Here is a 26,272-nt window from a genome sequence, read left to right as displayed (position 1 = left end):
ACGTTTTCCGACCAAGAAAAAACCGCTCGAGGTGGAACGTTGAAAGCAGATACAGGGCGGCTATTCTTGCGCGTTATTCCGGTGGTCCTTGCACTGTCAGCCTCGACAGCGGGAGCCGCGACCACGCAGGCCGAATCGGAGCCGATCGCCGCACCGATCCCGCCAGCGCTGCCCGCCCCGTTGGACAGGCCGTTCCATGGCGCGATCGAATTGGCCGTCAACGCCACCGATACCGATCACCAGGTCTTCTCCATTCGCGAGACGATTCCCGTCCAGGCATCAGGCGATATTGTCCTGCTCTATCCCGAATGGGAAACGGCCAGTCATGCGCCCACCGCCACCGTTGCGGAGTTGGCTGGCTTGGCGATATCCGTCGATGGGAAGGCGACAGATTGGCGCCGCGATGCCGTGAATATGCACGCTTTCCACGTCGACGTACCCAAGGGGGCGAGCTCGATCACGCTGGACTTCCAATTCCTTGCGCCGGCCAAAGCCCACCTGTTGCGGCCGGACATGGCGATAGTGCCCTGGCAGCGCGTGTTGCTCTACCCCGCCGGTTGGTACGTGCGAAACATCCCCGTGGCCGCGAAGCTCACACTGCCTCCTGGGCTGACGGCTTTCACGGCGTTGGCTTTCCAGACCATTGACGACGGAACACTGGGCTTCCAACCGGTAACGCTGGAGCAGTTGGTCGACGCTCCCGTCTACGCCGGGCGATACACACGCCGGATCATGTTGAACGAGGGCGCGTCTCACCCGGTGACGCTCGACCTCCTGGCGGACGCGGAGAAGGACCTCGCGATCACGCGACCCGAAGTCGACCGTGTCAGAGCGCTCATCGGTCAGGGCCTCAAGACCTTCGGCTCGGCGCCCTATCGCCACTACGACGCCATCGTCACCCTGAGCGACGTCTTATCGCCCGACGGCAGCGGTGGTGGCGTCGAACATCTCGAAGAAGGAGAAAACAATCTCCCCGCTACGTACTTCAATCACGCTGCGGAACAACTCAATAACCTCGACCTGATCGCGCACGAATTCGTCCATGCGTGGAACGGACGGTGGCGCCAGCCGGCTGACTTGTGGTCGCCCACCTTTAATCAACCGGTCGGTGGTTCGCTGCTATGGGTGTATGAAGGGCAAAGCGAATTCTGGGGACGCGTGCTAGCCGCGCGCGCCGGCCTGCGCGATCGGCAGCAGACACTGGACAAGCTCGCAATGGATGCAGCCACCGTTGCCAACCGCAGCGGCCGGCGCTGGAAAGACCTGCAAGACAGCACGAATGACGCGGTCTTCATGGCAAAGCACCATGTCGCGATGCCTGACTGGCAACGTCGTGAGGACTATTACGCCGAAGGCGTATTGCTATGGCTAGACGTGGATGCACGCCTGCGCCAACTGAGCCGTGAACAACGAGGTATCGACGACTTCGCACGTATCTTCTTCGTCAAGGACAGCGCGCCATTGACGCGAACCTACACCTATCGGGATGTCTGCGATGCGCTGGACAAGGTAGCGCCGGACGATTGGGCGGCCTTTCTCGATCGGCATCTTCATACCCGCAGCGCGGATGAAGCGATTGCCGGCCTGGCCCGGGCGGGCTGGAAACTTGTTTATAACGACACGCCCACTGAAACGTTCCGTCAGGATGAGGAGGAAGCCGGCGCCATCAGTTTCGATTATTCGATCGGTCTACGGATCGAGCCGGATGGAACGGTTCAGTCGGTTCAATGGGACAGCCCGGCATTTAAAGCGGGTCTATCCCCAGGTGCCAAAGTGCTCGAGGTAGGCGGGCAACCTTTTTCGACTCGCCTGCTGTTGGCGGCGGTCCAGTCGGCTTCGTCAAAACCACTACGTATCCGTGCCGACACCGGCGGTCACAAACGCGTCGTCGACATCGATTATCGAGGTGGGTTGCGCTATCCCCACCTCGAGCGCATCAAAGACACAGCTGACCGATTGTCCGCGTTGCTCGACGCCAGGTGATGCGTACCACGCGACGCCATCAGTGCGCCATCGCCTTGGTGGCCTCACGCACGCTTCGCTTGCGCAGCACGTCGAACGCCGCCGGATCGTAGTCGAAGTGACGATAGGCAGGGTCGATCCACCAGAGTAACCCACGGTGGCACCAGCCCTATGACGAAAGCCTTACCGGAAGGTTCATCCGATTCAACGGTTCTTCACCATTCCGCTAGAGCACAGCATCACGCTCAGCAAAGATGCCCGCCATCTCCACCATGTTCTCCGTTCCCCACGTACACAGCGGAACGATCGCCTCAGCCAGGCTGCGGCCCAACGGCGTCAACGAGTAATCCACGCGTGGCGGCACCTCCTTGTAGTCGGTCCGCGCCAGCACGTGATCCATCTCCAGATCCTTCAATTGCTGGATCAGTACCTTGTCGCTGACGCCCGGGATCAAGCGCTTGAGTTCGCCGTAGCGCTTCGGCCCGTCGCGCAGGAAAAACAGGACCAGTGGTTTCCACTTGCCCGAGATGATGCGGAGCGTGGCGTTGAGCCCGCAGCCGGGATCGCAGGTTTCAGGAGGCGTCGTCATTTGGGTACTTACCAAAAAGTGCATACTTGTCCTTAGGTTATCAGCGCCACATCCTTGGTCTCAAGTAAGCAGTTCGCTGCTTCCCCACGACTCCAACCCAAGGATCAACATCATGACCAGACTGAATGGAAAGACCGCCGTGATCACCGGCGGCGCTACCGGCATCGGCCGCGCCGCGGCGAAGCGCTTCATCGAAGAGGGAGCCTTCGTCTTCATCTTCGGCCGCCGGCAGGAAGCGCTTGACGCCGCCGTGGCCGATCTCGGGCCCGACGCCCGCGCCGTGAAGGGCTCGGTCTCCGATCCGGCCGACCTCGATCGCCTCTATGCGGCAGTGAAAGCCGAGCGCGGAACCCTCGACATCGTCTTTGCCAACGCCGGCGCGGGAAGCCTGCTTCCGCTGGGCAAGATCACTGCCGAGCACATCGACGAAACCTTCGATACGAACGTGAAGGGCACGATCTTCACGGTCCAGAAGGCGCTGCCACTGATGGGCGAAGGCGGTTCGATCATCCTGACCGGATCGAGCGCCGGCACGACGGGCGCACCGGGCATGAGCGCCTACAGCGCGAGCAAGGCCGCCGTGCGCAACCTCGCGCGGACCTGGGCGGAGGATCTGAAAGGCACCGGCATCCGGGTCAACGTGCTGTCGCCCGGTGCAACGGCGACCGAACTCGCGAAGGAAGCGCTGGGCGAAGAAGGTCAGAAGGTCTTCGCCTCGATGACTCCGCTCCAGCGCATGGCCGATCCAGCGGAGATCGGAGCGGTGGCAGCCTTTCTCGCGTCGTCAGACAGCAGCTTCATGACCGCCAGCGAAGTCGCCGTCGACGGCGGCCTGGCGCAACTCTGACGCGCTGCGCTCGACAGGTTGCTCCGTTCGACATGAGTAGCCTGCCGGGCGCGCGAAACCAAAGGAAACTCTATGAGCTACGCAATTATCGGGTTCGGCAAGATCGGCCAGGCTCTCGCCAAGGCGTTTGCCCGTAACGGCATCAACGTATCCGTTGCCACCACGCGCGATCCCGAGAGCTTCGCAGCCGAAGCGGCCGCGATCGGTCCGACGATCGTTCCAAAAAAGCTGGCAGAAGCGGTAAAGGCGGACGTTGTCTTTCTGGCCGTCCGTTTCGAGGCACACCAGGACGTCGCGAAGGCGCTGCCTAGCTGGCAAGGGAAGACGATCGTCGACGTAACCAATGCCTATGGCGTGCCTCCTGAAGAACTAGGAGGTCAGCCTTCATCCAGGTTCGTCGCGCAGGCCTTCACGGGTGGAAGGCTGGTCAAGGGCTTCAACCATTTGGGCGCTGCCGTCCTTGGACAAGATCCGGCCGTACATGGCGGGAGGAGAGTCGTATTCCTGGCGAGCGACGATGACAGCGCCGCAGCGGAGATTGCTGTGCTTGCGGAACATCTCGGTTTCTCACCGATCAAACTCGGCGGGCTTTCGGAAGGTGGAATGCTGGTGCAGGCGCGTGGAAATAGCTGGGGTAAGCTGATCTTCAAGGACTTGATCAAGTTCGACTGATGAATGGTGATCGCCAGTTGATTACGCCCGCTGGTCAGGTCAGGTTCCGCGATCAGCTACGCCGCCATTTGCCGGTTCCGAGCCAGATAACGAAGTCCGATTGAAAGCGCCATCTCATAACCAGCGGCGGGATTGCCTGGCGTGGTAACGCTCACCAAGGACGGGTGAGCTGGAGAAATTGTTGCCAGGTCGCCGGCGCGGCTATCGGCGTGGATCTCGATCAACGGCACGTTCAGTGCGTTGAGCGCGCGGCGTAGCGGAGCCACCTGTGTCTCGGGTATCGCATCCGCGTCGACGTCCATGAGAATCAGGTCCGCCGAGGCGGCCTGCCGACCGGCCAGGCAATCGGTCACTTGCTCGATGTCGGCGCAAGCTCGCCAGACCAGATCTTCGCCATGCACTTGCGCGCGCTCCCACAGACTCATTAACGCATCATCGGCTACAGCCTCCGCTCCCGAGGGGTGAATCGGCGCGACAAGCAACAAAATCGACATCGGGTAGCTCGGCAGTGGGAACGGGCCTAGTATCTGACTGACCCTGTAAATTCCACCCATCGGCGATCGCGTCGAGCCGTAAAAATCGCATCAATTTACGTTCCAGCGATTATCCCGCTTTGGACAGGTTCTTGAACGCCATCCCCAACGTACGCAACGCACTACGCGACCGGCTGTCATGCAGCGCCGAGTACAGCACCACCTCATGGGTAGGCAACGGAGGCAACGAAAGCGCCTGACCCACATCGACGGTACCGGACGGCGCCGCGCGCCGCGGCAACACCGCAACGGCCAACCCGACCGCCGCCGCCGCCCCGACCACGGCCGCGCCCTTGCCGATGAAGACTTCCGTCCAGGCGATACCGGCGCTATCGAGCGCACGAACCGCCGCCATACGAATGCTGCACGTCTCGCCCTGCGTCGACAGTGGTAGCGGCTGGCCCGGACGTGGTTGCCAGTGGGGAGCCGCTATCCAGGCGAACGATTCGTCGAACAGCACTTCGCCATTCCGGCGGCGGTCCTCCGGCTGCAATACCAGGGCAGCGTCCAGCACGCCGTCGTCGTAATCCTTGATCACGTCATTCGAGCCGGCGACGCGCAGTTCGATCACGAGGTTCGGATCGTGCTCGTTCATCCAGAGCAACAAGGCAGGCAACTCGCTGCCCACCAACTGATGGCTGACGCCGATCGCAAGTCGTCGCTGCTTCACATCGAACGACGCGATGGCGCGTTCATGCGCACCGACCAACTCACGCGCGGCTTCCATGAAGGCGGCGCCCTCGGCGGATAGACGCACCTGACGCGGCGTCCGCTCCAACAGCCGCCGGCCCAGCTGATCTTCGAGCCGGCGCAATTTCAGGCTGATTGCCGACTGCGTGCTACCCAAGGCCTCCGCCGCACGGGTGAAACTTTGCAGTTCGGCCGTCAGAACGAAGGCCTTAACAGCTTCCAGATCCAAGGGTTTCATGGTTATCCATTTCAATGTGAAATGACTGAAATACTTCTCGATATGTGTTCGATATGGATGGTAGCGCACTAAAGTGCGCCGAACACGGATAGGAAAGGCAGCCATGAAACCTACCAAGACGCTCCTGATCGCCCTCCTCGCGCTGCTGCCCGTTGGCACGGCCATCGCCTCGGAGGCTGGAAAGTCGAGTTCCGTGGGTGCACTCCAAGGTACCTGGGTCCTTGCCTTTGCAGACGTGGAGCATCCCAACGGAATGCGCGGGCACGACTACGGCGACGCCCCCAAGGGCATGCTGCAAATCGACCATGCTGGCCACTATTCGCTGTTCATCTTCAACCGTTCCCGCCCCAGGTTCGCCGCCAACGACAAAAACGCGGGCACGCCCGATGAATTTCGAGCCGCCACATTGGGAACGAGTTCTCACTTTGGAACGGTCGACGTCGATCCGGTGAAGCGAACGCTCACCTTTCACATCGATGGGGCGACGTATCCGAACTGGGAGGGAACGACCCAGGTGCGCGGATACGAATTGACCGGCGACATGCTGAGTTACAAGGTTCCGCCACGCCCTAACGGTGATATCCCATTGACCGGATGGAAGCGGATTTCCCGCTGACCAGAGCAAAAGACATCCGCTCGCGCGGGTATTCCGCGAGCCGATGCCGCCCTGCACGTCCTGTAACAGGTTTCCAAAGGTAGTTGACAACCGCACGTTCCTGCACCAGCATGGATTTCCCATTCGGACTTCTAAACGCCCAGACATCTGAGCGTCCTCCGGAGTAGAACCGCCATGATCACGCAGCTTACGAGCGATACGCGCCATCCGATCGTCACTACGATCGGTGCGTGTTGCTGTTGTCCTGCCTGATCGCGCTTTCGCGCCTGCGCCTCTCCGCCTGACAGGCGGATAAAAAACACTCCCCTCGTTCCCTGCGCTACGCGCGGCATGCAGCCGCGTGTCGTACCGACGCCCGTACCCCCAGGAATCCTTCATGAGGCATGTTCTACCCGTGCGCTTGTCGCTGTCCGCCCTCGTTGCCGGCGCCCTGCTCGGCCCTGTGTCTCATGCTCAGGATGCCGACAAGGCCGAAGACGCGACCAAGCTGCAGACGGTCGTCGTCACCGGTACCCGTTCCGTCAATCGCAGCCAGAGCAGTTCGCTGTCCCCGATCGATGTGGTCACGTCGCAAGACTTGCAGTCGTTCGGCGATACCCAACTTGGGGCCGTGCTGTCGCGGCTCACGCCTTCGCTCAACTTTCCGCGCGCTCCAGGTAATGACGGTTCGGGCATCGTGCGCCCGGCCGCTCTGCGCGGCCTCTCGCCCGACGAAACACTGGTGCTGGTCAATGGCAAGCGCTGGCATACAAGCGCCCTGCTCAATTTACAGGGTGCGCTCGGCCGTGGCTCCGCGCCCGCCGACCTCAACTCGATCCCGATCTCCGCCATCGACCACATCGAAGTGTTGCGCGATGGCGCCTCGGCCCAGTACGGCTCGGATGCGATCGCGGGCGTGATCAACATCGTGCTCAAAGGCGCCGCCGGTGCCGGGACCAATGAAGCGAGCATCACCGCGGGACGCTACAGCGCGGGCGACGGCAAGCAGTGGCAGGGCGAAGCTAGCCTCGGGATTCCGCTCGGCGGCGACAAGGGCTGGGCGCGCCTGAGCGTGGTTCAGGGCCATGCGGACGCGACCAATCGCGGTGGCCGCGACTACCGCGATCCGGCCTCACCCGTTTACGGCCAGCGGACCCAGCGCATCGGCGAACCGGACATCAGCAATCACCAGGCACTGCTCAACGTCCAGTACGCCCTAGCCTCGAACGTGGACTTCTACGCCTTCGCCAGCACCAGCAGCCGCGAGGGCACGTCGCCCGCCCTGTTCCGTACCTACGACAGCGCACGCAACGTACCGTCGATCTACCCGAACGGCTACCTGCCCCTCAACGATGTGCGTTCGATCGACAGCGCCGTTGTCGCCGGCGTGCGTGGCACCACCGCAAACGGATGGCGCTGGGATATCAGCGGCAACTACGGGCGCGATCGGGTCAGCATCGATCCGACGCACACGCTCAACGTCGACCTCGGTGCGGCCAGCCCCACCCGCTTCAACGCCGGGCGCCTCATCGCCACGCAGAAGGCGTTCGATGTCGATGTGGCCCGGGATCTCGACGTAGGTTGGCTGAGCAACCCGGTGACCCTCGCTTTCGGGATCGAGTATCTGCACCAGCAGTACGCGATCGAAGCCGGCGCCCCGGCGTCGTACGTCGGCACGGGCTCCCAGGGCTTTCCCGGATTCACGCCGGGTGACGCGGGGCATCACAGTCGTCACGACGTCGCCGAGTACATCAGCCTGGAAAACCAGATCACGGACAAGCTGAGTGGTTCGTTGGCCGTCCGCCACGAGGATTACAGCGACTTCGGCAACACCACCTCGGGCACATTGTCGGCACGCTACGACTTCACGGACAGCTTCGCACTGCGTGGCACGGCGGCGACGGGTTTCCGCGCGCCGTCGCTACCCCAGCAGTACTACACGACCACCTCGACGAATGTCATCGGCGGCGTTCCGACGCAGATCCGCAATTTCGCAGTAAGCGATCCGGTCGCCCGCGCGCTGGGCGCGGAACCGCTCAAGCCGGAGAAATCGCATAACTACACCCTTGGTGCCGTCTACGCGCCCGGCGCGTGGACGCTCTCGCTGGACCTGTACCAGATCACCATCGGCAATCGCATTGTCCCGTCCGAAAACCTCGTCGGCGACGACGTGCGTGCCTACCTGGAGAGCCAGGGCTTCGCCAACATCCAGGGCGGCAGCTATTTCACCAATGCTTTGAAGACACGTACCCGCGGCGTCGATCTCAGTGGCGGTTACCGCCTCGATTTCGGGGACGCGGGCAAGCTGCAGCTCACGGCCGCCTACAACCGCAACCACACGTCGATTCTCTCGGTGGCGCCCAACCCCGCGACGCTTGCCGAAAGCGGACTGGAACTGGTGCGCGTCGGGCATATCGCGCAGGGCTACATCACCAACGGTGCGCCACGCGACAAGATCGCCTTCGGTGCCGACTACGGTATTCGCGGCTGGAACGTGCATGCGGCGCTGACACGCTACGGACAGTTCACGGTCAACCAGGACCCTGTCAGCAATCCCGGCTTCGACCAGGTCTTCCCCGCGCGGTGGTTGCTCGACCTGTCCACCAGCTACGCGGTCCACGGCTGGACCTTCACGGCAGGCGTCGACAACCTCACCAACGTCTACCCGCAGAAGTACAAGGCCGGAAGCGACGGTGCCGTCGGCGGCACCTGGCCATATCCGGACTACTCGCCGTTCGGTTACAGCGGACGGTACCTCTACACGCGCGTCGCCTATCGCTGGTGACGACGCCTTTTCCTCGACCACCCAGGGGTTACAACGTGCATCCCACGCTACCGATTCGCCGCCATCTTCTGGCCGCGACACTTCTTTCCGCGCTCGGCACGCAAGCGGTTTTCGCCCAGTCGACCACCGGCGCCATCTCGGGCCAGGTCAGCGACGCGCAGGGGGCGACCGTCGTCGTGCAAGGTGGCAATGGCCTGACCCGCGAGGTCACGGTCGATGCCAAGGGGCGCTACAGCGCCAGCCAGCTTCCGCTAGGCACCTATACCGTCACCCTTCGGCGCCATGGGGCCGATGTCGAGACCCGTAAGGACATCGGGCTCAGGGTCGGCGCCTCCACCGATGTCTCCTTCGTTGCCAGCGCGGCCAACCTCGAAGGCGTCAGCGTCAGCGCCTCGCGCCTGCCCGATATCGACGTGACCTCGGTGGACTCCCGTTCGGTGATCACCGCGGACCAGCTGGCCAAGCTGCCACTCGCGCGCAACGCGGATGAAATCGCGCGGCTCGCCCCCGGTGTCGTCTCGAACAGTGGTGGCTTCAAGGGTCCGACCGGGTCATCGCTGAACAGCTTCGGCGGCTCGGCGGCCAGCGAGAACGCCTATTACATCAACGGCTACAACGTGACCGATCCGCAGCGCGGCATGGGTGGCATCTCCCTCCCTTACGGCGCCGTGGATCAACAGGAGGTCTATACGGGCGGCTACAGCGCGCAGTACGGGCGCTCCGACGGCGGTGTCATCAACCAGGTGGGCAAACGCGGAAGCAATGAGTGGCACTTCGGTGGGCAGGTGCTCTGGGAGCCCGCCTTCGCGCGTGCCGAGTCGGCCAACACGTATTACACCAACGGCCTTCCGGCGTCCCCCGTGGCTGGCGATCTGTACCAGCCCAACCGGAAGGATCGCAGCTGGGTGACCACGGTGAGCAGTTATGTCGGCGGCCCACTGATCAAGGACAAGCTGTTCTTCTTCCTCGCCGGCGAGTTCGAGCGGCAGGAAGGCTCGACGCACAACAACGTGGAGGACACGAGTCCGGACGTGCAGTACCGGTACGGGTCACCTCGCTGGTACGGCAAGCTGGACTGGAACATTGCGGACAATCACATCCTCGAGGTGACCAGCGCCTCCAGCAAACGCGAGACGCAGGGCACGATCTACGATTACAACTACGACGCACTGCGTCGCGGTGAGCGGATCGGCTCGGACGACGACACCAAGACGGGCGGCGACGTGTGGTCGGCGAAGTACACCGGCTACATCACCGACAACCTGACCGTCTCGGCGCTGTACGGCAAGATGAAGCTGGACCAGTACGACCAGCCGGGCTCGTATAACGGCGAGCTGACCTACGTGAATGGGCTCACCAACCAGAATCCCGCGTTGAATGGCGGCACGCCGTTCGGCAACAACCAGACCGTACAGACGCTGACCAATCCGGGCCGCAGCACGCGCAGCACCAACACGCGCTTCGACGTGACCTATGTGCTCGGCGACCATACGATCAGCGCGGGTATCGACAACCAGGTCACCCGCGCGCTCGACCAGGGCTCCCAGGCCTCGGGCGATGGCTATTACTGGACCTACGGCAAGGCCGACCCGAATACGCCGATCTCCACGGGGCTTGGCGTCCCCGCCACCGGCGGCATCGTCAATGGTGAGCAAGGCTATTACGTGGTTCGGCATGTGGTCAGTTCGCTGGCCAGCGTGCGCGCGAGCCAGAAAGCCCAGTACATCGAAGATAAGTGGCAGGTGGGCGATCGCTGGCTGCTCTCGTTGGGCCTTCGCAACGACCAGTTCGAGAACTACAACCGGGACGGCGATGCCTATGTCACGCAGCATCGGCCGCAATGGGCGCCACGCCTCGGTTTCAGCTGGGACGTAAACGGCGATGCCAGCTTCAAGGTCTACGGCAATGCCGGCCGCTACTATCTCGGACTGCCGCTCAACCCCGGCCTCAACGCCGCGGGTGCGTCACTCAGCACGTCGCAGTACTTCACTTATGGCGGCATCGACGCGCAAGGTTTGCCGACAGGCCTCACCGCTTTTTCGCAGCCGGTCTCGTCGAACAATTACTACGGCGTGCTGCCCGATCCACGCACGGTCACGGCAAGCAACCTCAAGTCGGAATACCAGGACGAGTTCATCCTCGGCTTCACAAAGACGCTGGGCCAGGATTGGGTCTACGGGGCGAAGGCAACCCAGCGCATCCTGCGCAGCGCGATCGACGACTACTGCGACACCGACCGGATCATTGCCAAGGCGGCGGCACTCGGTTACGACGTGACCACGACCAACAGCTGCTACCTGTTCAACCCCGGCCGCGCGAACACGTTCAATGTGATCGATACTTCCGGCAACCTCGTCGCCGTGCCGCTCAGCAACAGCGAACTCGGCTTCCAGGGCCTCAAGCGGCGTTATTACTCTCTGGAAGGCTTCCTGGAGCACCCGTTCGACGGCCGCTGGTACGGCAAGGTCGACTACGTGTTCTCGCGCAGCTACGGCAACACGGAAGGCCAGTTGCGCTCCGATCTCCAGCAGACCGCGGCTTCCACCAGCGAGGACTGGGACAACAGCTACATCATGGAGAACACCAATGGCCCGACCAACAACGATCACACCCATCAGCTGAAACTGTTCGGCTACTATCAGCTGACGCCCGAATGGCTGGTCTCGGCCAACCTCAGCCTGACTTCCGGCTCGCCGAAGATCTGCCTCGGCTATTACGGCCCCGATTTCTCCGATCCGGGCAAGTACGGCGGCTCGTACCACTACTGCGATGGCGTCGCGTCACCGCCGGGCAAGCAGGGCCGGCTGCCCTGGATCCGCCAGCTCGACCTGGGTACGACGTATCGGCCAGCCTTCGCCGATGGCAAGCTGTCCTTTACCGCCAGCGTCTTCAACGTGTTCAATGAGCAGCGGCCGTTGAACCGGTACCCGTATTCGCAGACCGATCCTGGCGTGCCCGATCCTCAGTATGGGCAGGCGGTGGTTCGCCAGGTGCCGCGGTACGTGCGGCTTGGGTTGAGTTACGACTATTGAGGGCACCGGATGGCGCTGGTTACCAGCGCCATCTCCGGGGAGGGCGAAGATACGCGGAGACCGGGCTCATTCCGGGGCAGGGCTGAAGAAAATCTCCCGAACCTCCACTTGGCCGCGCGTCGCACTGGCACCCTTGCGCGCCCATGCCAGCGCCTCGTCCATATCGGCGCATTCGAGTATCCAGAAGCCGCCGATATGTTCCTTGGTTTCAAGGTACGGGCCATCGGTGACGAAGACTTCGCCGTCGGCTTGCGTGCGCAGCGACTTGGCGGCGCCGAGCCCACAGGCGAACTTCCTGACGCCGGCGTCGATCATTTCCTTGTTCAGCGCGTGGATGTCGCGGCCGACGGATTCATCCATCTGGGACGGGTCGAAATCGTCGGGGAGGTAACCAGCAACCAGGTACTGCGGCATTGTCTTCTCCTTGAGTGGTTTCAGCCGGACCTGTCGTCCGCCTTACTGGTACGTCGAACGGAGGGTCCGGAATTCGACAGCCTGCCCGAAAATTATTTCGACAACGGGAGAACCATGTTCAAGAATCTCATTCGAATGACCGCCGCGGCTGATTCATCAAAGAAAGCTTGCTGAAAATCGGGGGAGAGTAGGCTGCTTGAAGTAACTATCCCGGGCACTGAAGAACCTCATGCAAAAGCTGATTCTCTTTCTTGCGTTGCTAATCCTTGCGCCGTTGGCGGGCGCCGCCGACTCACCTAAGGACGTGCAGGCCCTGATCTCTCGCGGTGACTATCCGGGAGCCGAAGCGCTGCTTCGCGACGCGATCGCGGAACATCCGCAAAGCGCGAAAGCCCACTATGTACTGGCCGAGGTGTTGGCTCACGAAGGCAACATCGGCGAGGCCAAGGCCGAGGCGACGAAGGCGGCGACGCTCGATCCGGGTACGCACTTCACCGATCCCGCGAAATTCCAGGCTTTTCAGCGGAAGTTGAATGAGGCGCTGGCCCCTGCGGCCAACATTCGGACCACGTCGGCCCCGGTTCGCAACGGCGAGACCGGGCAGCCGGCCCGCGGTGAAGGCGGTTCGTCGAACCTGCTCAAGATCCTGGCCATCGGAGCCGGTATCGCGCTTATCGCGTCCCTCTGGATGCGCCGGAAGCGCGCGGACGATGGCCCCTCGATCGGCTATCCGCCCGCGCAGGCGCCGGGTGGAACGCCGCCGTATGGCGGCTATCCGGGCAGCAGTGCCTACGCTCCACCCCCGCCTCCGCAATCGCATTCGGGCGTGGGAACGGCAGTAGCGGCAGGACTAGGCGGCGTGGCCGCTGGCATGTTGCTCGACGAGGCGCTTCGCTCCCACAGCAGTAGCCAGGTGTTGCCGGAGACCGGCTCCACCGTTCGCGACGATCGCGATCCTTCGGCACAGGCCTATGACGATCTTCGCAGCGATCCGATCGACATGGGCAATGACGATAGTTCGTGGGACGACAGTTCATCGGGCGATAGCGGGTCTTCCGACGACGACTCCTGGTAAGGCTCAGCGCATCAGGTCGGCGACGGGTTCCAGCAGGATGTCCGGCAACTGTTCGAGGATCGCTGCTTTCATGGTGGCTTGGGCAATGGGGTCCACATCGCCCAGGGCGAATGCGTCGGCACGCGCTTGCTGGTTCGGCCATTGTGCATAGCTGTACCAGATTTCATCATCACCCCGGTGCAGCCTCGCGCCGTATGAACCTCGCTCGGATTCCAGCAAGCTGCTGACCCTGTGCCAGGCGGAAATAAACGCTTCCTCCGCTCCGGTATGCAGACGCCAACGATAGATGACGGCGAATCCGACGCGGGGAGGCACCGCCATGGTTTCTCCCTTTACGTGAGTATCGGTGCGCGTAGATTCATTGCTGTCAATGTCAGGTGCCATCGCTTTTCCGGTGATCATCTGTTTATCCAGCGGCGGCGCCCGCGTGGCGCAGGCCTCCATTATCCGCACAAAACCGGTCCCCAAGACTGACTCCGGATCTTCTCCAAGCTGAACGCTCGCACCTACGGCCGCCTACCCCAGTTCATCCTGCCGCAAGGAAATCCAAGGCAGACTCGCGCTGGCAGTATCCCGGCCTCGTGCCTCGTACGGAGATAGACCCATGCGCAATTCAACCCTGCTGCTGGCCGCTTCCCTAGGCCTCATTCTCGCCTCGCACGCCGTCGCTTCCGACCGTCCCGATCCGGGCAAGCTGACCACACGCTGCCTCGATGCCGCCGCGGACAAGTTCGACGTGAAGAACGATTACATCCAACTGCAGCCGATCCAGGCCGCCGATGCCGGCTACACGATCGCCGGTACCGCCGACGCGGGGATGGATGGCAAAAAGAACTTCACCTGCCAGTTCGATAAGAAGGGCAAGCTGGCCAATATCGTTCCCGAGAGTAAGTAAGCAAAAAAGACGGGCCGCACGCAGGGCGCGGCCCTTCTTTTGGTGCGTCACGGAAGTCCGGGAAGCGCGGTAGCAGAGCTGTTACACCCAGCCTTCCTCACCCGGGTGGGAAGCGGGCTGGCCCGCGATCCGTCACCTGAGACGAACGAGGCGCTGCGTCGCCTCTAAGCGAGCGGTTGAAAGCCTCGCCCGATCACTGCAAAGCCTCCTTCGCCAGCAAAAAGATTGAGGACTCGCGGGCCAGCCCGCTTCCCACCCGTCAGCTCTCCTCGTCGCACACGGCGAATGCGTCCTGCGGCGTGCTTACGCAGCGAAACCGCCGTCGATCAACATGCGCGCACCCGTGATGTTGGCCGCCTCGGGGCCAGCCAGGTAAGCGACCAGACTGGCCACCTCGTCGGGATGGCCATAACGGCCGACCGCGAGCATCGGGATGAGTCCTGCCGCCATGGGTCCGTCCGCCGGGTTCATGTCGGTATCGATGGGACCCGGTTCCACGACGTTCACGGTAATCCCCTTCGGGCCGAGATCTCGCGCCAGGCCTTGCGTCAGGCCTTGTAGCGCCGACTTGCTCATCGCGTACACCGCCCCACCAGCGAACGGCATGCGCTGCGCATTGGTGCTGCCGATATGGATGATGCGGCCACCCTTGCCCATGACACGGCCAGCGGCGCGACTGGCAATGACGGCCGCGCGAATGTTCACCGCGATCGTGCGATCGAGGTCTTCCGTCGTGAACTCCTCGATCGGCGCGATGGCGAGTACGCCGGCGCTGTTGACGAGGATGTCGAAACCGCCGAAAGCCTCCTTCGTCTTGCTCACCGCTTGCTCGATCGCCGCATCGTTCGCGCTGTCGGCCTGAATGGCGATGGCGCGTCCGCCGGTCTTGGTGATGTCGTCCACGACAGTGTTGGCGGCAGCAGCACCCTGCACATAGGTGATGGCGACGGAGGCTCCACCGGCAGCCAGCCGCCGCGCTATCGCGGCACCGATGCCACGCGAACCGCCGAGCACAAGGGCGCTCTTGCCCTGGATGGAATTGAGGTCGTTCATGGTGGGACTCCGGTAGGTGGTGTTCGATTCCCGAACAAATCTAGGCCTTTGGAGCATCAACCACTAGAGACCTAGTGGTAGTTTCATTCGATCCATCTGGTTTAGAGTTGCGCCATGGACACCCTCAATGGCATCGCTTGTTTCGTACGCAGCGCGGAACTGGGCAATTTCGCCGCTGCCGCGCGGGTGCTCGGGCTCACGCCCGCTGCCGTGGGCAAGAATGTGGCACGCCTGGAAGTGGAATTGGGGGTCCGCCTGTTCCAGCGGACCACCCGGCGGCTCTCGCTCACCGAAGCGGGCGAAGCCTTCCGGCTGGAAGTCCAGGGCAGCCTGGATCAACTCCATGGCGCCATGGCAAATGCGCAGGCACGCACGACCGGCCCTGCCGGATCGCTGCGCGTCGCGCTTCCCTATGCCTTCGGCCGCGAATACATCGTCCCGATGCTCGCTTCGTTCCTTAAAGCCTTTCCCGCGGTGAGGCCCGACTGGCGTTTCGACAACCGTCCGGTCGACCTCATCGCCGAAGGATTCGACGTCGCCATCGGCGGAGGTTTCGACATGCGGCCGGGTGTCGTTGCCCGTGCGCTCGCACCGGCGCACCGCATCCTGGTGGCGTCGCCGGAGTTCCTCGCGAATGGTCCCACGATCGCCACGCCTGCGGATCTCGCCGGTCGCGAAGGCATCCTCATACGTTCACCGCAAACCGGCCGCGTGAGGGATTGGGTGCTTTCCAACCGACACGGTGAGGAAGCGGCCGTGGAGCTGGATCGCCGCATCCTGTTCGACGATCCCGACGCCGCCGGTCACGCGGCCGCACTCGGCATGGGCATCGCGCTGCTCGCCGTGCAATCCGCCCTGCCCTGGATGGAGCGCGGGCGGATCGTGCGCGTCTTGCCGGAGTGGTGGGTCGAAGGCGGTCACCTGTCGCTTTACTACCCGGCGCAACGCCTGCTGCCACAGAAGACGAGGCTGTTCATCGATCACATCGTGGAGTGCTTTCGGGAGCAGGACTTGCCGGCGCGGTTTTCCGCTGTCGACGCGGCACCCCGGATCACTCGCGATCCGGGTGCTTCGCGTCGCTGACGAGCATCAATCGAATCTTCGGTTGCCATGTTTCGGCTTCCGTCCCGGTGACGGTCTCCGCCAATGCCGTGCGCCACGCATCGCGCGTATTTCCCAACGCATCGATACGCGATTCAAGGTCGATAGCGGGCAGTTCATCCGTCCCATCCTTCATCGATACCATCAACATCCGCCTGTTGAGCGCCGTGCCGCTGACCGGCGCGAACCAGGCCATGGGCTGCGGCGACGGTGCCACGCGTGCCATGTCGGCCACCAGCACATCGAACCGTGCCGCCATTGCGGGCTTCAACGTGTAGATGACGATGCGCAGTGGGCGCTCGGGATGCGCGAGCGGCGAGGTGCTTGCAGGGCTGACACGTCGCCACGTCTCGCGTAGCGATGGGGTGCCGTAAGGAAAGAAAGTGCGCTGCGCATCCGCCGCATCGCCCGCCGGGTCGGGCCGCTTGTCCAACCCGTCCAGGGGAATGTCGAACGTGCCATCGATGAACAGTCCGGCACGCGGCCCGTCCGCCACGGTCCATGCATACCAGGGCAAGGGGTCGCGATGTGCACGGTGCCAGGCGAGGTGTTCGAGGTAGCCGTCCTCGAAGCGCTGCGCCTGGCCCGGCGCCGGCCGATACCCGAACAGATGGGCCATCGGCGCGTCCGAGGCGATGGCCGCCGGTGGACAGGCGAGCAACAGGGCAAGGAAGATGTGACGGTACGTCATGATCGGCCTCCGGTCATGGTTCGCAGCCTAACCGGGCCATCGCACTCGCCACCATTCGCTTTTTCTTGTCGCTCATGTCGAAAAAACGAACGATCGACCAGATCGACCTGCGCCGCCTGGCGGTGTTTCGCGCCGTGGTGGAGGCTGGCGGTGTTACCGCGGCCGCGGCGCTCCTGCATCGCTCACCTTCGGCGATCAGTGACGACCTGGCCGTCCTTCAACGACATCTTGGCGTGTCGCTGTTCGAGAAGGTAGGACGCCACCTGCAACCCACGGCAAAGGGCAAGGCGCTCGCCCGTTCGGTCGAGCGTGCTTACCTGGATATTCGTGAAGCATGGGAAGCCGCCGCAACCGACGGTGCCAATGAACCGCTGCGCATCGCAACGGTCACCGGCTTTGGGCGTTACCGGCTGCTGCCTGTGCTTCTCCCGGCGATGCCGGCCAACCGTCGCCTGGAAGTGCGCTTTTGCACTGCGGACGAGACAGGCGACCTCCTCACCCGAGGCCGTGTCGACATGGGCGTTTCCTATCGGCCACTCGTGGGCCCGGGCATCGCGTCGCAGGCAGTGGCCAGTGAAGACATCGTGCTGGTCGGACCATCCGGGTCCACCACACCCGATGACCCGTCTCTTCTGCGTTTCGTCACGTACGACGAGTACGAATACGTGTTCCTTCACTGGTTCAATCATCACGGTGTCCCACTGCCGCAGCCGTGGTGGCGGTCCGATCATTTCGAAGAGCTGGAAGAAACCCTGGAAGCGGTGGTGAACGGACGTGGATGGTCCGTGGTTCCCGCCGACGTGGCACGGTCCCGAGCATTCGCGGACCGCTTGATGGAGCACCCGATCGGAACATCCGCTTGCACGAACACGATCTACCTCGCGACACGCGACCGACTTCCCGACCGTACGGATGTCGATTGGGTGGTGTCGTTGCTTTCCGGTTGACGCACGGGTGCGCCTTCGGCGACCACGTCAATGCCAGCTTGCCGCCACGAGAAAGACAGGTGGCCCGGTGAAGGTAGCGGCTCTGGCTCGCATCTCGCACCGGGGGGACCCACTCATGAAGACAACGGCATGGACCGGCATTGCCATCGCGCTATTGCTCGCTGTCGGCGCCGCGATGGCGACGACGGGGAGCGAGCCACTGCTCAACCGGCAAGACCGGCCCTGGCAACCCGCAGCTCCGGCGGTGCAGACGCCGCTCTGGCCGAAGGGACTTTCCATCGCCGCACCCGCCTTGCCCGGCAAGGAAGTGTTCGGAACAGGACGAGGGCAAATCGCTGGTCTTCCGGTCACGGTGGTCCAGCACGTGTCGGTTCCGACTATGACGATCTATCGTCCGAGCGGCAAGAACACGGGAGCCGCCGTGGTCGTGTTTCCCGGAGGCGGCTATCGGGTGCTGGCAATCGATCTCGAAGGCACCGAAGTCTGTGACTGGCTCACGCCCAAGGGCATCACCTGTGTCGTCCTCAAGTATCGGGTTCCCGGCTCCGGTCCCTACTGGAACGAGGAATGCAATTGCAGGCGCGAGCCCATCGAGCCGATGGCCTTGCAGGATGCGCAACGGGCGATCAGCCTGCTGCGCCAACAAGCCAGCGCCCTCGGCATCGATCCGCACAAGATCGGCGTCATCGGCTTCTCCGCCGGCGGTCGCATGGTCGCCGACGTCAGCAATCATGCACGGCGCAGCTATAGCCCGGTCGATGCGGCCGACCGGGAAAGCGTGAGGCCCGATTTCGCCATCGCGCTTTATCCGGGGCATCTCTGGAAGCAACCGGGGCTGACGCTCGATCCTGGTGTGAAGATCGATCCGCATGCTCCGCCGACGATGATCATCCAGGCGGAGAACGATCCGACCGACGACATCCGCGAATCGCTTACTTATTACCTAGCGCTCCAGCAGGCGAAGATACCCGTCGAGATGCATCTGTACGCGAAGGGAGGCCACGCTTTCGGTTTGCGAAAGACGACCGACCCCATCACCGGATGGCCGTCCCTGGCGGAACGATGGATGAGCACGATCGGCATCGTTCCTTCCACGAGTCCTTAAGACATCGAAGGTGACGGACGGGGCTTCCGGAAAGTCAGCCACAAGGCGGAAAGAAGGAAATAGAAACCACCGAAGGCGGCATAGGGAGCGAGTTGCGCGAGGCCCGGCGCCACGCCCAACGACCGGATGATGAAGGTGACACCGGCGAGTGCCGACTGACCACCGCTGATCATCATGAACACCTGGCCGCCGAGTTTGCGGCGATGGATACCCACAGCCAACTGGAAGAGCCCGGCGAGCAGCGCCCATGCGCCGAACACCAGCACGCCGCCTGCATTTCCGCGCAAGACGAAAGCGACGGCCATCGCGACAGCCGTGATCACGCTGACGAGCGCGTTGAGCTTCTGGCCCGGGTTGGCCTGCAAGCCACCGCTTCGGCGGGCATCGAGGACGTTTGCGAGTGCATCCCACGCGGGATAGGCGACGAGCAGCACCGCTGCGAGAGCTACCGGCGCGGGAGCCGACAGGAGCACCGCGGCCACCCAGGCGAAGGCGACGCCCGCGCGCAGGTAATAGAAGGATCGGAGGGAATTCATGGAGGGAGTCCGTGGAGAAGTGAACACACCCTACTAGTAGGTAGGCTTCGTCGTCAACATCTTCCGGATGAAGCATCTTTTAATCCGTCACGTGGGAACGGCCGGCTCAACGCTACCTACCACATGGTAGGATTAGACGATGAGTACCCAGCAGAAACTGATCGATTCCGCCCGTTACCTCATCCAGACACGGGGCTATAACGGCTTCAGCTATGCCGACGTCGCGGAGCAGGTACAGGTACGCAAGGCGAGCATCCACCATCACTTCCCCGCCAAGGCCGATCTCGCCAGGGCCGTGGTGGAAGAGTCTCGCGCCTTGATCGTCGCGCAGACGCGGACGCTCGACGATGGCGCGTTCGACCCGGAAGAACAGCTTCGCTTCTACACCGGTTATTGGGAACGTTGCATCGCGGATGCTTCCGCGCCGTTCTGCGTCGCCGGCATGCTCGCTTCCGAACTGCCCACCCTACCCGCTGACCTCGCCGATAATGTGCGCGCGCATTTTCGCGACTTGTCGAACTGGTTGGAAACCGTGTTGACGAAGGGTGCGCAACTGGGTCTTTTCGAACTGCACGGTTCCGCTCGGCTGGAAGCGGAGTCGTTCATGTCGATGGTGTACGGGGCGATGCTTACCGCGCGCGCGTATGACGACCCGAAGGTGTTCGCCGATATCGTCGGCAGTGGCTTGAAGAAGCTCTTGCGTCATCGCGGGGATTGAGGGGGCCCTCGCCTTCCCGTTACCAATTTATATAACACGGGGGGACTTGCCGAAAGTCCCCGGTCGTGGTCCAGCATCGCTCGCCTGTCGATGTGACAGTTGATCGGACCAGCGCCATGTCCCCTTCGCAAGAAACGCTCTACCACGGCACCAAGGCCGACCTCGATATCGGCGACCTGATCGAACCCGGCCGCCCGTCCAATTTCGGCAAGAGGAAAGAGGCGGTCTTCGTTTACCTCTCCGCCACGCTCGACGCAGCCACCTGGGGAGCCGAACTGGCGGTCGGCGAAGGGCGCGGTCGCATCTACATCGTGGAACCGACAGGCCCCATCGAAGACGATCCCAACCTGACGGACAAGCGGTTCCCGGGCAACCCAACGAAGTCGTATCGCACGCGCGGCGCACTTCGCGTCGTCGGCGAGGTGATGGAGTGGGAAGGACATTCACCCGAGCGGCTCAAGGAGATGCGCGATTTCCTTGACGATTTGAAGCGACGCGGTATCGACGCGATCGAAGAATGAAGCTGTCCCGGCCCCCATCACCGGGACATGGCGAAGCCATCACGCCGACGATCGCATCATCCAGGCCAAGCTCATCATTCCCGCACATGACGGGCCGCCTCGATGAAACACTCTCGGTCAAATGGGTGTGCACAGTCAGGACCAGACGGGCGGCGACGCGAATTCCTCCGTCGCAGTGTCGCCACCGCCGGCGGGCTGGGTCTTGCCAGCATCGCCGGCACGTTTGGCGTGTCCAGCTTGTTCGCCGGGCCCGCCGCCGCACAGGGCGTCCCGCCCGCCGAAACGATCGTGCGTGCGCGACGTGAACTGATCATGTTCCACGGCCAGTCGAATGCCATGGGCACCGGCGGAAACCCTGCGCTCACCGTGCAACAAGCGTATGCGAACGTTGGATTCAACGGCGGCGTGCGTCCCGGTATCGATCCCGTCGCGATGACCGGGCTGGTTCCCCTGGTGGAATACGACGGAGGCCACGGTACCGGCGGTGAAGTCGGTACGAATGCCTGCGCCGACGGACTCGTGGAATACACCGCCAGCGCCGGCGGCGTTCCCTTCGCCGCGCAATACAGCCGCTACAGCGCGTTCACCAGCGGCGAAGGAGGCCGGCCCATCGGCTATTTCGCCAGCTTCCTCGATGATGCCAACCTGAGTGGCTACCCAGGATGGAACGATAGCCAGCTACGCCTCAAGGCGATGTTGTCGTTGATGCGCGCCGAAGCGCAGGCCGAAGGAGGCAGCATCGGCTGGCTGGCGACGACATGGCAGCAGGGTGAAGCCGATTCCACCGGGCTCATCGAGACACGCCAGAGCTACAAGAGCAAGCTCATCGCACTGGAGCGCTGTCATTGGCTGAAACTTTGCCAGGTCGACTTGCCCGAGCAAGGTTGGCGCCCGTTATGGCTGATTGCGCAGGTATGCAGCCATAACAGCTACGGCGCTGGCAGCATGGCCTTCTGCAACCCATTCATCGCGCTCGCACAGCGAGACGCATGCCTTGCCAGCCCTTACCTGCGGATGGCCAACCCGCAGTACCTCTTCGACTATGCGGACGAATCGGCGCTCGGCCAACCCATGCTTCACCTGACAAATGAAAGCCACCGTTGGCAAGGCCGCTACTTCGCACGTGCGCTTTATCAGCTGATACAGGATCGCGCGGCAGGCGTCGCGCTGCGTAATCCTTCGCTGGACATGGTCCAGGCGATCGTCGTGAATGCTCGCACGGTCTTCGTCGTGTTCAATGTGCCCGCGGGAATACTGACGCTGGATACGACCTGGGTGGCGCCGACACGTAACTACGGACTAGACGTGCGCGATGCGAGTGGGGCCATCGTTCCGGCCAGCGAAAGCGATGACAACCTGATCGAGTCGGTGCGTGTGATCGCAGGAAACACCTTGCAACTACGTCTCCAGGCCGACCTCCCCTCGACCGCAAGCATGATCAGCCTGGGTTGGGGCGATCCGGCCGAACCGCCATCGATCGCGGGGCGCTTCGGTGGTCCGCGGAGCAATATCCGCGATGGTGCCGGTGACAACGACCTCTACGTGGCCAGCGACGGAACCACGCGGCCCATGCACAACTATGCGCTCGTGGGTGACGTCGCTCTGTCATGAAAGACACCACGGCGAAGGGCGGGAGCACGTTGGCTCCCGCCCGGATCGCACGGTCGATTGCGTCTCAACGAACCGACTTGAACGCGGCACGCAGTTCTTCGGCGAAGATCTGCGGCTGTTCCCACGCGGCGAAGTGCCCGCCCTTGCTCACCTGGTTGTAGTAATACAGGCTCGGATAGGCCTTCTCGCTCCAGCTCTTCGGCGCACGGTAGATCTCGTGCGGGAAGACCGTGATCGCAACCGGCACCTTGATCTCGGTGGTCCGCTGGGTGACGGAACTGAAATTGTTGTTGTTGTTTTCCCAGTAGAAGCGCGAGGACGACGCACCCGTGTTCGTCAGCCAGTACAGGGTGATGTCGTTGAGCATCTCGTCCCGGCTCAACACACGCTCCGGCACGCCGTCGCTATCGCTCCACTGCGCGAATTTCTCGTACATCCAGGCAGCCAGGCCAGCCGGTGAATCGGAGAGCGAATAGCCGATGGTCTGCGGACGCGTGACCATCATCGCGCCGTAGGCGGCATTGCGGCCGAAGAACGTGCTCAACGACTGGTAAGCGTCCTTTTCCTCGGGCGTCAGGCCCGCGGGTGCCGGGTCGCCGCTGTTGATGCCCTTGGCGAGGTCACCCGGCACGGTCGCGGGCATGTTCAGGTGGATGGCGAGCAAACCCTTGGGTGCCTGGCGGGCCAGTGCGTCCGAGATCACCGAGCCATGGTCGCCGCCCTGCGACACATAGTGTTTGTAACCCAGGCGCTTCATCAGCACGTCCCACGCACGGGCGGTGCGGTCGGGACCCCAGCCGAGCGCGGTGGGCTTGCCGGAAAAACCATAGCCGGGAATGGACGGAATGACCACGTCGAACGCGTCTTCCGCGCGGCCACCGTAGGCGGTCGGATCGGTCAGCGGGCCGATGGTCTTGATGAATTCGAAGGTCGAGCCGGGCCAGCCGTGCGTGAGGATCACGGGAAGCGCATGGGGATGGCGCGAGCGCACATGGATGAACTGGATATCGACGCCGTCGATCGTGGTGACGAACTGCGGCAGGGCATTGAGCTGGGCCTCCGCCTTGCGCCAGTCGTAGCCGGTGCCCCAGTAGCGGACCAGTTCCTGGACGCGCGCCAACTGGATGCCCTGCGAATCGTCCTTCACCAACTCCTTATCAGGCCAACGCGTTTCCGCGATGCGACGGCGCAGGTCGTCGAGTTGTTCCTGCGGGACATGGACGTGGAACGGGCGAATGCTCTCGTCGTCCTTCGTCGTCTTGGACGTGGCATCCGTCGTTTGGTCGAAGGCGGCGGCAGGTTGCGCGTAGAGTGTCGGCGCGAGCATGGCGAAACCGAGCGCGACGGCGAGCGCGCGCTGGGTGAAGGAAGACTTCCGGAACGTGTGTGCGTGTGTGGATGACATAGTCATTCTCCTGTGGGCTTCATTTTCTTATGCTGACGCCTGGCCTTGCTTGCCTTGACGTGCTCGCAGTCTATGAAGCGGGTTCCGTCCCGATGGTGTCCGGGAACGCCCCGATTTGAATCGGCGTGTATCTGAGGGCGGCCGGATACAAACGGATACAAACGCCCCGGATAAGCTTCGCCTTCGCCGCTACACCATGTTTCGCTCGAAACACCAATACGATCCCCGCAAGCGCGCTAGGATCGGATTCAGAGGAAGAGACCGCCATGCAGAACCTACTGTTGCAGACCACCATCGAAGGGGACCCCGACGACTGGAACATCGCGCGCTTCAGTCACTTGAGGGTGTTCCTGGAGGGGCTTCGGGACGATGAGGGGCAACCCGCCTTCCGCGTCACCGCCCGCGACCGCGACCCTCTCGGAAAGGGAGACACCGTCCTGTCGCGGCTCCACGAGTCGGATTTCGATCAGCTGTGGCTATTCGCGGTCGATGTCGGTAACGGGCTCACCGACGCGGACTGCGAAGGCATAAGCCAGTTCCGGCGTCGCGGCGGCAGCATGCTGGTGACGCGAGACCATATGGATCTCGGCAGCTCGATATGCACCCTCGCCGGCGTCGGCGCGGCACACCATTTCCATACGCGCAATCCCGATCCGGACCCGAGCCGGTGCTGTATCGACGACCGCGTCACCACCGATATCTCGTGGCCCAATTATCACTCCGGGGCGAACGGCGATTTCCAGCACGTGCTGCCCGTGGGTGACGTGCATCCGGTCTTGCGTGACCCGTATTCGGAGGAAGGCGTCATCCGCTATCTCCCCGCACACCCTCACGAGGGCGCGGTGGGCGCTGCGCCCGGAGACGAGACCAGCCGGGTGATCGTGCAAGGGCGAAGCCAGGTCACAGGCAGGGAGTTCAATGTGGCGGTCGCTTTCGAACAGTCCGGTCAGGGCGGCCGGGCCATCGCGCAGTCGACGTTCCACCACTTCGCGGACTACAACTGGGACATCGCCGCCGGTTGCCCTTCCTTCGTATCGGAAGCTCCGGGCGACGGCATGATCCGTTTTCCGGAGGCATTGCGCTCCACGCACCAGTACGTCCAGAACGTCGCGTTCTGGCTTGGCGGCATCGATGAGAGGCCTGTATGAAAATCGTCGTCGTCGGTGGGCGCGGCCTGGTCGGCCGGAACATTGTCGAGCGCCTGCGCACCCAAGGCCATGATGTGACGGCCGCTTCGCGTGCCACGGGCGTGGACGTGATCACCGGAGCCGGTCTCGACCGGTCTCTCGCCGGTGCCGAGGTCGTGGTCGACGTCAGCAACTCATCCACCTTCGACGACGTGGCGGCATTCGAGTTCTTCAAAACCGCCGCCGTCAACCTGCTCGAAGCCGAAGCGCGGGCGGGGGTGAAGCACCACCTTTCACTATCGATCGTTGGAACGCATCGCCTGGCGGCCCTCGGCAGCGACTACCTGCGCGGCAAGGCGCTGCAGGATCGCCTGATCAGGGAATCCGGCATTCCCTTCACGATCGTGCATGCCACCCAGTTCTATGAGTTCCTGGTCGCCATCGTCACATCGGCCGTGCGTGACCAGACGGTCCATCTGTCGCCCGCCTACATCCAGCCTGTCGCATCCGACGAAGTCGCGGCGTTGATGTCGCGCCTGGCGGTCGCCGCGCCGCTCAATGGCTCGATCGAAATCGCCGGGCCCGAGCGCGAACGCATGTCGGAACTGATCCAGCGTTTCGTCGTCGACCTGGAGGCGCCATGCGATGTAGTGCCCAGCGTGCAGGCGCCTTACTTCGGCGCCACCCTCGAAGAGCTCACGTTGGTGCCGCAGGGCGATGCGCGGATCGGCGGGGTGGGCTTTCAGGCGTGGTGGCAGCAGTCGGAATTTGCCCGCGTCAGTTGGTGATGTTGTATGGGTGGGGTGAGGCAAGCACCCATCGCCGCTTAAGCGGCTTCCCACCAACGGCATCGAGTAGACCAGTTAGGAATACACCTGGGGAACCTGGGCAGACCTGGTGGGAGCCGACCTTGTCGGCGATCCCGCGGCAGCGGGCCGGCTTGCGGCAAGCACCCATCGCCGCTGAAGCGGCTTCCCACCAACAGCATCGAGTGGATGGGTTAGGAATACACCTGGGGGAACTTGGAACGGACCTGTGGGAGCCGACCTTGTCGGCGATCCCGCGGCAGCGGGCTGGCTTGCGGCAAGCACCCATCGCCGCTGAAGCGGCTTCCCACCCGTTTGTGGTTC

General features: G+C 63.1%; 25 protein-coding genes. 16 read left to right on the top strand and 9 right to left on the bottom strand.

Translation table 11 applies throughout. The annotated features are described in order from the left end of the window. Positions 1 to 66: 66 nt before the first annotated feature. Entirely contained in the window at positions 67 to 1,983 is a 1,917-nt protein-coding gene (locus tag QFZ41_RS10740; RefSeq protein ID WP_429198767.1) for a M61 family metallopeptidase, read from the top strand. Positions 1,984 to 2,188: 205 nt separating this feature from the next. Here QFZ41_RS10740 and QFZ41_RS10735 read toward each other — a convergent pair whose 3' ends face one another. After that, positions 2,189 to 2,551 carry a winged helix-turn-helix transcriptional regulator gene (locus tag QFZ41_RS10735; RefSeq protein ID WP_429198766.1) on the bottom strand — a complete coding sequence of 121 codons (363 nt, stop codon included), beginning with the start codon at positions 2,549 to 2,551 and terminating at the stop codon, positions 2,189 to 2,191. Positions 2,552 to 2,663: 112 nt separating this feature from the next. On the opposite strand from QFZ41_RS10735, the gene QFZ41_RS10730 reads away from it, so the two are divergent. Continuing rightward, entirely contained in the window at positions 2,664 to 3,398 is a 735-nt protein-coding gene (locus QFZ41_RS10730) for an SDR family NAD(P)-dependent oxidoreductase (protein WP_429198765.1), read from the top strand. Between the two features lie 72 nt (positions 3,399 to 3,470). After that, a complete protein-coding gene (locus tag QFZ41_RS10725) occupies positions 3,471 to 4,070 on the top strand; it encodes an NADPH-dependent F420 reductase (protein WP_429198764.1) in 600 nt (199 codons plus the stop codon). A gap of 56 nt (positions 4,071 to 4,126) precedes the next feature. Here QFZ41_RS10725 and QFZ41_RS10720 read toward each other — a convergent pair whose 3' ends face one another. Further along, a complete protein-coding gene (locus QFZ41_RS10720) occupies positions 4,127 to 4,564 on the bottom strand; it encodes a hypothetical protein (protein ID WP_429198763.1) in 438 nt (145 codons plus the stop codon). Positions 4,565 to 4,673: 109 nt separating this feature from the next. Continuing rightward, on the bottom strand, positions 4,674 to 5,600 hold the full coding sequence (locus QFZ41_RS10715) for a LysR family transcriptional regulator (RefSeq protein WP_429198762.1): 927 nt from the start codon (positions 5,598 to 5,600) through the stop codon (positions 4,674 to 4,676). 34 nt (positions 5,601 to 5,634) lie between these two features. On the opposite strand from QFZ41_RS10715, the gene QFZ41_RS10710 reads away from it, so the two are divergent. From QFZ41_RS10710 to QFZ41_RS10700, 3 genes are all read left to right on the top strand, one after another. After that, a complete protein-coding gene (locus tag QFZ41_RS10710) occupies positions 5,635 to 6,147 on the top strand; it encodes a lipocalin-like domain-containing protein (protein ID WP_429198761.1) in 513 nt (170 codons plus the stop codon). A gap of 376 nt (positions 6,148 to 6,523) precedes the next feature. Next, on the top strand, positions 6,524 to 8,911 hold the full coding sequence (locus QFZ41_RS10705; protein ID WP_429198760.1) for a TonB-dependent receptor: 2,388 nt from the start codon (positions 6,524 to 6,526) through the stop codon (positions 8,909 to 8,911). 35 nt (positions 8,912 to 8,946) lie between these two features. Then, positions 8,947 to 11,943: a TonB-dependent receptor gene (locus QFZ41_RS10700; protein WP_429198759.1), complete on the top strand. Its 2,997-nt coding sequence runs from the start codon at positions 8,947 to 8,949 to the stop codon at positions 11,941 to 11,943. Positions 11,944 to 12,009: 66 nt separating this feature from the next. On the opposite strand, the gene QFZ41_RS10695 is transcribed toward QFZ41_RS10700, so the two are convergent. Beyond that, positions 12,010 to 12,357 (bottom strand): YciI family protein, encoded by a 348-nt coding sequence (locus tag QFZ41_RS10695; protein ID WP_429198758.1) that lies wholly within the window; start codon positions 12,355 to 12,357, stop codon positions 12,010 to 12,012. 229 nt (positions 12,358 to 12,586) lie between these two features. Here QFZ41_RS10695 and QFZ41_RS10690 point away from each other — a divergent pair, with 229 nt between their 5' ends. Then, positions 12,587 to 13,432 carry a tetratricopeptide repeat protein gene (locus tag QFZ41_RS10690; RefSeq protein WP_429198757.1) on the top strand — a complete coding sequence of 282 codons (846 nt, stop codon included), beginning with the start codon at positions 12,587 to 12,589 and terminating at the stop codon, positions 13,430 to 13,432. Between the two features lie 3 nt (positions 13,433 to 13,435). Here QFZ41_RS10690 and QFZ41_RS10685 read toward each other — a convergent pair whose 3' ends face one another. Then, positions 13,436 to 13,834 (bottom strand): antibiotic biosynthesis monooxygenase family protein, encoded by a 399-nt coding sequence (locus QFZ41_RS10685; protein ID WP_429198756.1) that lies wholly within the window; start codon positions 13,832 to 13,834, stop codon positions 13,436 to 13,438. A gap of 202 nt (positions 13,835 to 14,036) precedes the next feature. On the opposite strand from QFZ41_RS10685, the gene QFZ41_RS10680 reads away from it, so the two are divergent. After that, the gene (locus QFZ41_RS10680; RefSeq protein ID WP_429198755.1) at positions 14,037 to 14,327 is read left to right on the top strand and encodes a hypothetical protein; all 291 of its coding nucleotides are present in this window, start codon (positions 14,037 to 14,039) and stop codon (positions 14,325 to 14,327) included. Positions 14,328 to 14,630: 303 nt separating this feature from the next. On the opposite strand, the gene QFZ41_RS10675 is transcribed toward QFZ41_RS10680, so the two are convergent. Then, positions 14,631 to 15,380, bottom strand: a complete 750-nt coding sequence (locus QFZ41_RS10675) for a 3-oxoacyl-ACP reductase family protein (RefSeq protein WP_429198754.1) — start codon at positions 15,378 to 15,380, stop codon at positions 14,631 to 14,633. A gap of 114 nt (positions 15,381 to 15,494) precedes the next feature. Here QFZ41_RS10675 and QFZ41_RS10670 point away from each other — a divergent pair, with 114 nt between their 5' ends. Next, positions 15,495 to 16,463, top strand: a complete 969-nt coding sequence (locus QFZ41_RS10670) for a LysR family transcriptional regulator (protein ID WP_429198753.1) — start codon at positions 15,495 to 15,497, stop codon at positions 16,461 to 16,463. Here the strand turns inward: QFZ41_RS10670 and QFZ41_RS10665 are convergent. Continuing rightward, the gene (locus QFZ41_RS10665; protein ID WP_429198752.1) at positions 16,432 to 17,172 is read right to left on the bottom strand and encodes a hypothetical protein; all 741 of its coding nucleotides are present in this window, start codon (positions 17,170 to 17,172) and stop codon (positions 16,432 to 16,434) included. The genes QFZ41_RS10670 and QFZ41_RS10665 overlap by 32 nt on opposite strands. Before the next feature lie 74 nt (positions 17,173 to 17,246). On the opposite strand from QFZ41_RS10665, the gene QFZ41_RS10660 reads away from it, so the two are divergent. Continuing rightward, on the top strand, positions 17,247 to 18,119 hold the full coding sequence (locus QFZ41_RS10660; RefSeq protein ID WP_429198751.1) for a LysR family transcriptional regulator: 873 nt from the start codon (positions 17,247 to 17,249) through the stop codon (positions 18,117 to 18,119). 139 nt (positions 18,120 to 18,258) lie between these two features. After that, positions 18,259 to 19,224, top strand: a complete 966-nt coding sequence (locus tag QFZ41_RS10655) for an alpha/beta hydrolase (protein ID WP_429200216.1) — start codon at positions 18,259 to 18,261, stop codon at positions 19,222 to 19,224. On the opposite strand, the gene QFZ41_RS10650 is transcribed toward QFZ41_RS10655, so the two are convergent. Continuing rightward, a complete protein-coding gene (locus tag QFZ41_RS10650) occupies positions 19,221 to 19,760 on the bottom strand; it encodes a hypothetical protein (protein ID WP_429198750.1) in 540 nt (179 codons plus the stop codon). The genes QFZ41_RS10655 and QFZ41_RS10650 overlap by 4 nt on opposite strands. Before the next feature lie 139 nt (positions 19,761 to 19,899). On the opposite strand from QFZ41_RS10650, the gene QFZ41_RS10645 reads away from it, so the two are divergent. The 3 genes from QFZ41_RS10645 (at position 19,900) to QFZ41_RS10635 (ending at position 22,610) form a co-directional block, all read left to right on the top strand. After that, complete coding sequence (locus QFZ41_RS10645) at positions 19,900 to 20,478, top strand: TetR/AcrR family transcriptional regulator (protein ID WP_429198749.1); 579 nt, start codon at positions 19,900 to 19,902, stop codon at positions 20,476 to 20,478. Between the two features lie 116 nt (positions 20,479 to 20,594). Further along, positions 20,595 to 20,999 (top strand): NAD(+)--rifampin ADP-ribosyltransferase, encoded by a 405-nt coding sequence (gene arr / locus QFZ41_RS10640; protein ID WP_429198748.1) that lies wholly within the window; start codon positions 20,595 to 20,597, stop codon positions 20,997 to 20,999. Between the two features lie 228 nt (positions 21,000 to 21,227). Beyond that, complete coding sequence (locus QFZ41_RS10635; RefSeq protein ID WP_429198747.1) at positions 21,228 to 22,610, top strand: hypothetical protein; 1,383 nt, start codon at positions 21,228 to 21,230, stop codon at positions 22,608 to 22,610. 64 nt (positions 22,611 to 22,674) lie between these two features. On the opposite strand, the gene QFZ41_RS10630 is transcribed toward QFZ41_RS10635, so the two are convergent. After that, positions 22,675 to 24,015: an epoxide hydrolase family protein gene (locus QFZ41_RS10630; RefSeq protein WP_429198746.1), complete on the bottom strand. Its 1,341-nt coding sequence runs from the start codon at positions 24,013 to 24,015 to the stop codon at positions 22,675 to 22,677. Between the two features lie 266 nt (positions 24,016 to 24,281). Here QFZ41_RS10630 and QFZ41_RS10625 point away from each other — a divergent pair, with 266 nt between their 5' ends. Both QFZ41_RS10625 and QFZ41_RS10620 read left to right on the top strand, forming a co-directional pair. After that, a complete protein-coding gene (locus tag QFZ41_RS10625) occupies positions 24,282 to 25,163 on the top strand; it encodes a hypothetical protein (RefSeq protein ID WP_429198745.1) in 882 nt (293 codons plus the stop codon). Beyond that, positions 25,160 to 25,930 (top strand): SDR family oxidoreductase, encoded by a 771-nt coding sequence (locus tag QFZ41_RS10620; protein ID WP_429198744.1) that lies wholly within the window; start codon positions 25,160 to 25,162, stop codon positions 25,928 to 25,930. The genes QFZ41_RS10625 and QFZ41_RS10620 overlap by 4 nt, the downstream gene beginning before the upstream one ends. Positions 25,931 to 26,272 lie beyond the last annotated feature (342 nt).

Source organism: Luteibacter sp. W1I16 (assembly GCF_050434905.1).
Lineage (GTDB): Bacteria > Pseudomonadota > Gammaproteobacteria > Xanthomonadales > Rhodanobacteraceae > Luteibacter.
The sequence above is the reverse complement of the archived record's forward strand: the minus strand, read 5'-3'. Positions and strand labels throughout refer to the sequence as shown.

Bases quoted from the DNA above. Each gene is read 5' to 3' on its own strand.
- QFZ41_RS10735 (WP_429198766.1), bottom strand. From the start codon at position 2,551: ATGACGACGCCTCCTGAAACCTGCGATCCCGGCTGCGGGCTCAACGCC.
- QFZ41_RS10730 (WP_429198765.1), top strand. From the start codon at position 2,664: ATGACCAGACTGAATGGAAAGACCGCCGTGATCACCGGCGGCGCTACC.
- QFZ41_RS10725 (WP_429198764.1), top strand. From the start codon at position 3,471: ATGAGCTACGCAATTATCGGGTTCGGCAAGATCGGCCAGGCTCTCGCC.
- QFZ41_RS10720 (WP_429198763.1), bottom strand. From the start codon at position 4,564: ATGTCGATTTTGTTGCTTGTCGCGCCGATTCACCCCTCGGGAGCGGAG.
- QFZ41_RS10710 (WP_429198761.1), top strand. From the start codon at position 5,635: ATGAAACCTACCAAGACGCTCCTGATCGCCCTCCTCGCGCTGCTGCCC.
- QFZ41_RS10705 (WP_429198760.1), top strand. From the start codon at position 6,524: ATGAGGCATGTTCTACCCGTGCGCTTGTCGCTGTCCGCCCTCGTTGCC.
- QFZ41_RS10695 (WP_429198758.1), bottom strand. From the start codon at position 12,357: ATGCCGCAGTACCTGGTTGCTGGTTACCTCCCCGACGATTTCGACCCG.
- QFZ41_RS10690 (WP_429198757.1), top strand. From the start codon at position 12,587: ATGCAAAAGCTGATTCTCTTTCTTGCGTTGCTAATCCTTGCGCCGTTG.
- QFZ41_RS10685 (WP_429198756.1), bottom strand. From the start codon at position 13,834: ATGATCACCGGAAAAGCGATGGCACCTGACATTGACAGCAATGAATCT.
- QFZ41_RS10680 (WP_429198755.1), top strand. From the start codon at position 14,037: ATGCGCAATTCAACCCTGCTGCTGGCCGCTTCCCTAGGCCTCATTCTC.
- QFZ41_RS10675 (WP_429198754.1), bottom strand. From the start codon at position 15,380: ATGAACGACCTCAATTCCATCCAGGGCAAGAGCGCCCTTGTGCTCGGC.
- QFZ41_RS10670 (WP_429198753.1), top strand. From the start codon at position 15,495: ATGGACACCCTCAATGGCATCGCTTGTTTCGTACGCAGCGCGGAACTG.
- QFZ41_RS10665 (WP_429198752.1), bottom strand. From the start codon at position 17,172: ATGACGTACCGTCACATCTTCCTTGCCCTGTTGCTCGCCTGTCCACCG.
- QFZ41_RS10660 (WP_429198751.1), top strand. From the start codon at position 17,247: ATGTCGAAAAAACGAACGATCGACCAGATCGACCTGCGCCGCCTGGCG.
- QFZ41_RS10650 (WP_429198750.1), bottom strand. From the start codon at position 19,760: ATGAATTCCCTCCGATCCTTCTATTACCTGCGCGCGGGCGTCGCCTTC.
- QFZ41_RS10645 (WP_429198749.1), top strand. From the start codon at position 19,900: ATGAGTACCCAGCAGAAACTGATCGATTCCGCCCGTTACCTCATCCAG.
- arr (WP_429198748.1), top strand. From the start codon at position 20,595: ATGTCCCCTTCGCAAGAAACGCTCTACCACGGCACCAAGGCCGACCTC.
- QFZ41_RS10630 (WP_429198746.1), bottom strand. From the start codon at position 24,015: ATGTCATCCACACACGCACACACGTTCCGGAAGTCTTCCTTCACCCAG.
- QFZ41_RS10625 (WP_429198745.1), top strand. From the start codon at position 24,282: ATGCAGAACCTACTGTTGCAGACCACCATCGAAGGGGACCCCGACGAC.
- QFZ41_RS10620 (WP_429198744.1), top strand. From the start codon at position 25,160: ATGAAAATCGTCGTCGTCGGTGGGCGCGGCCTGGTCGGCCGGAACATT.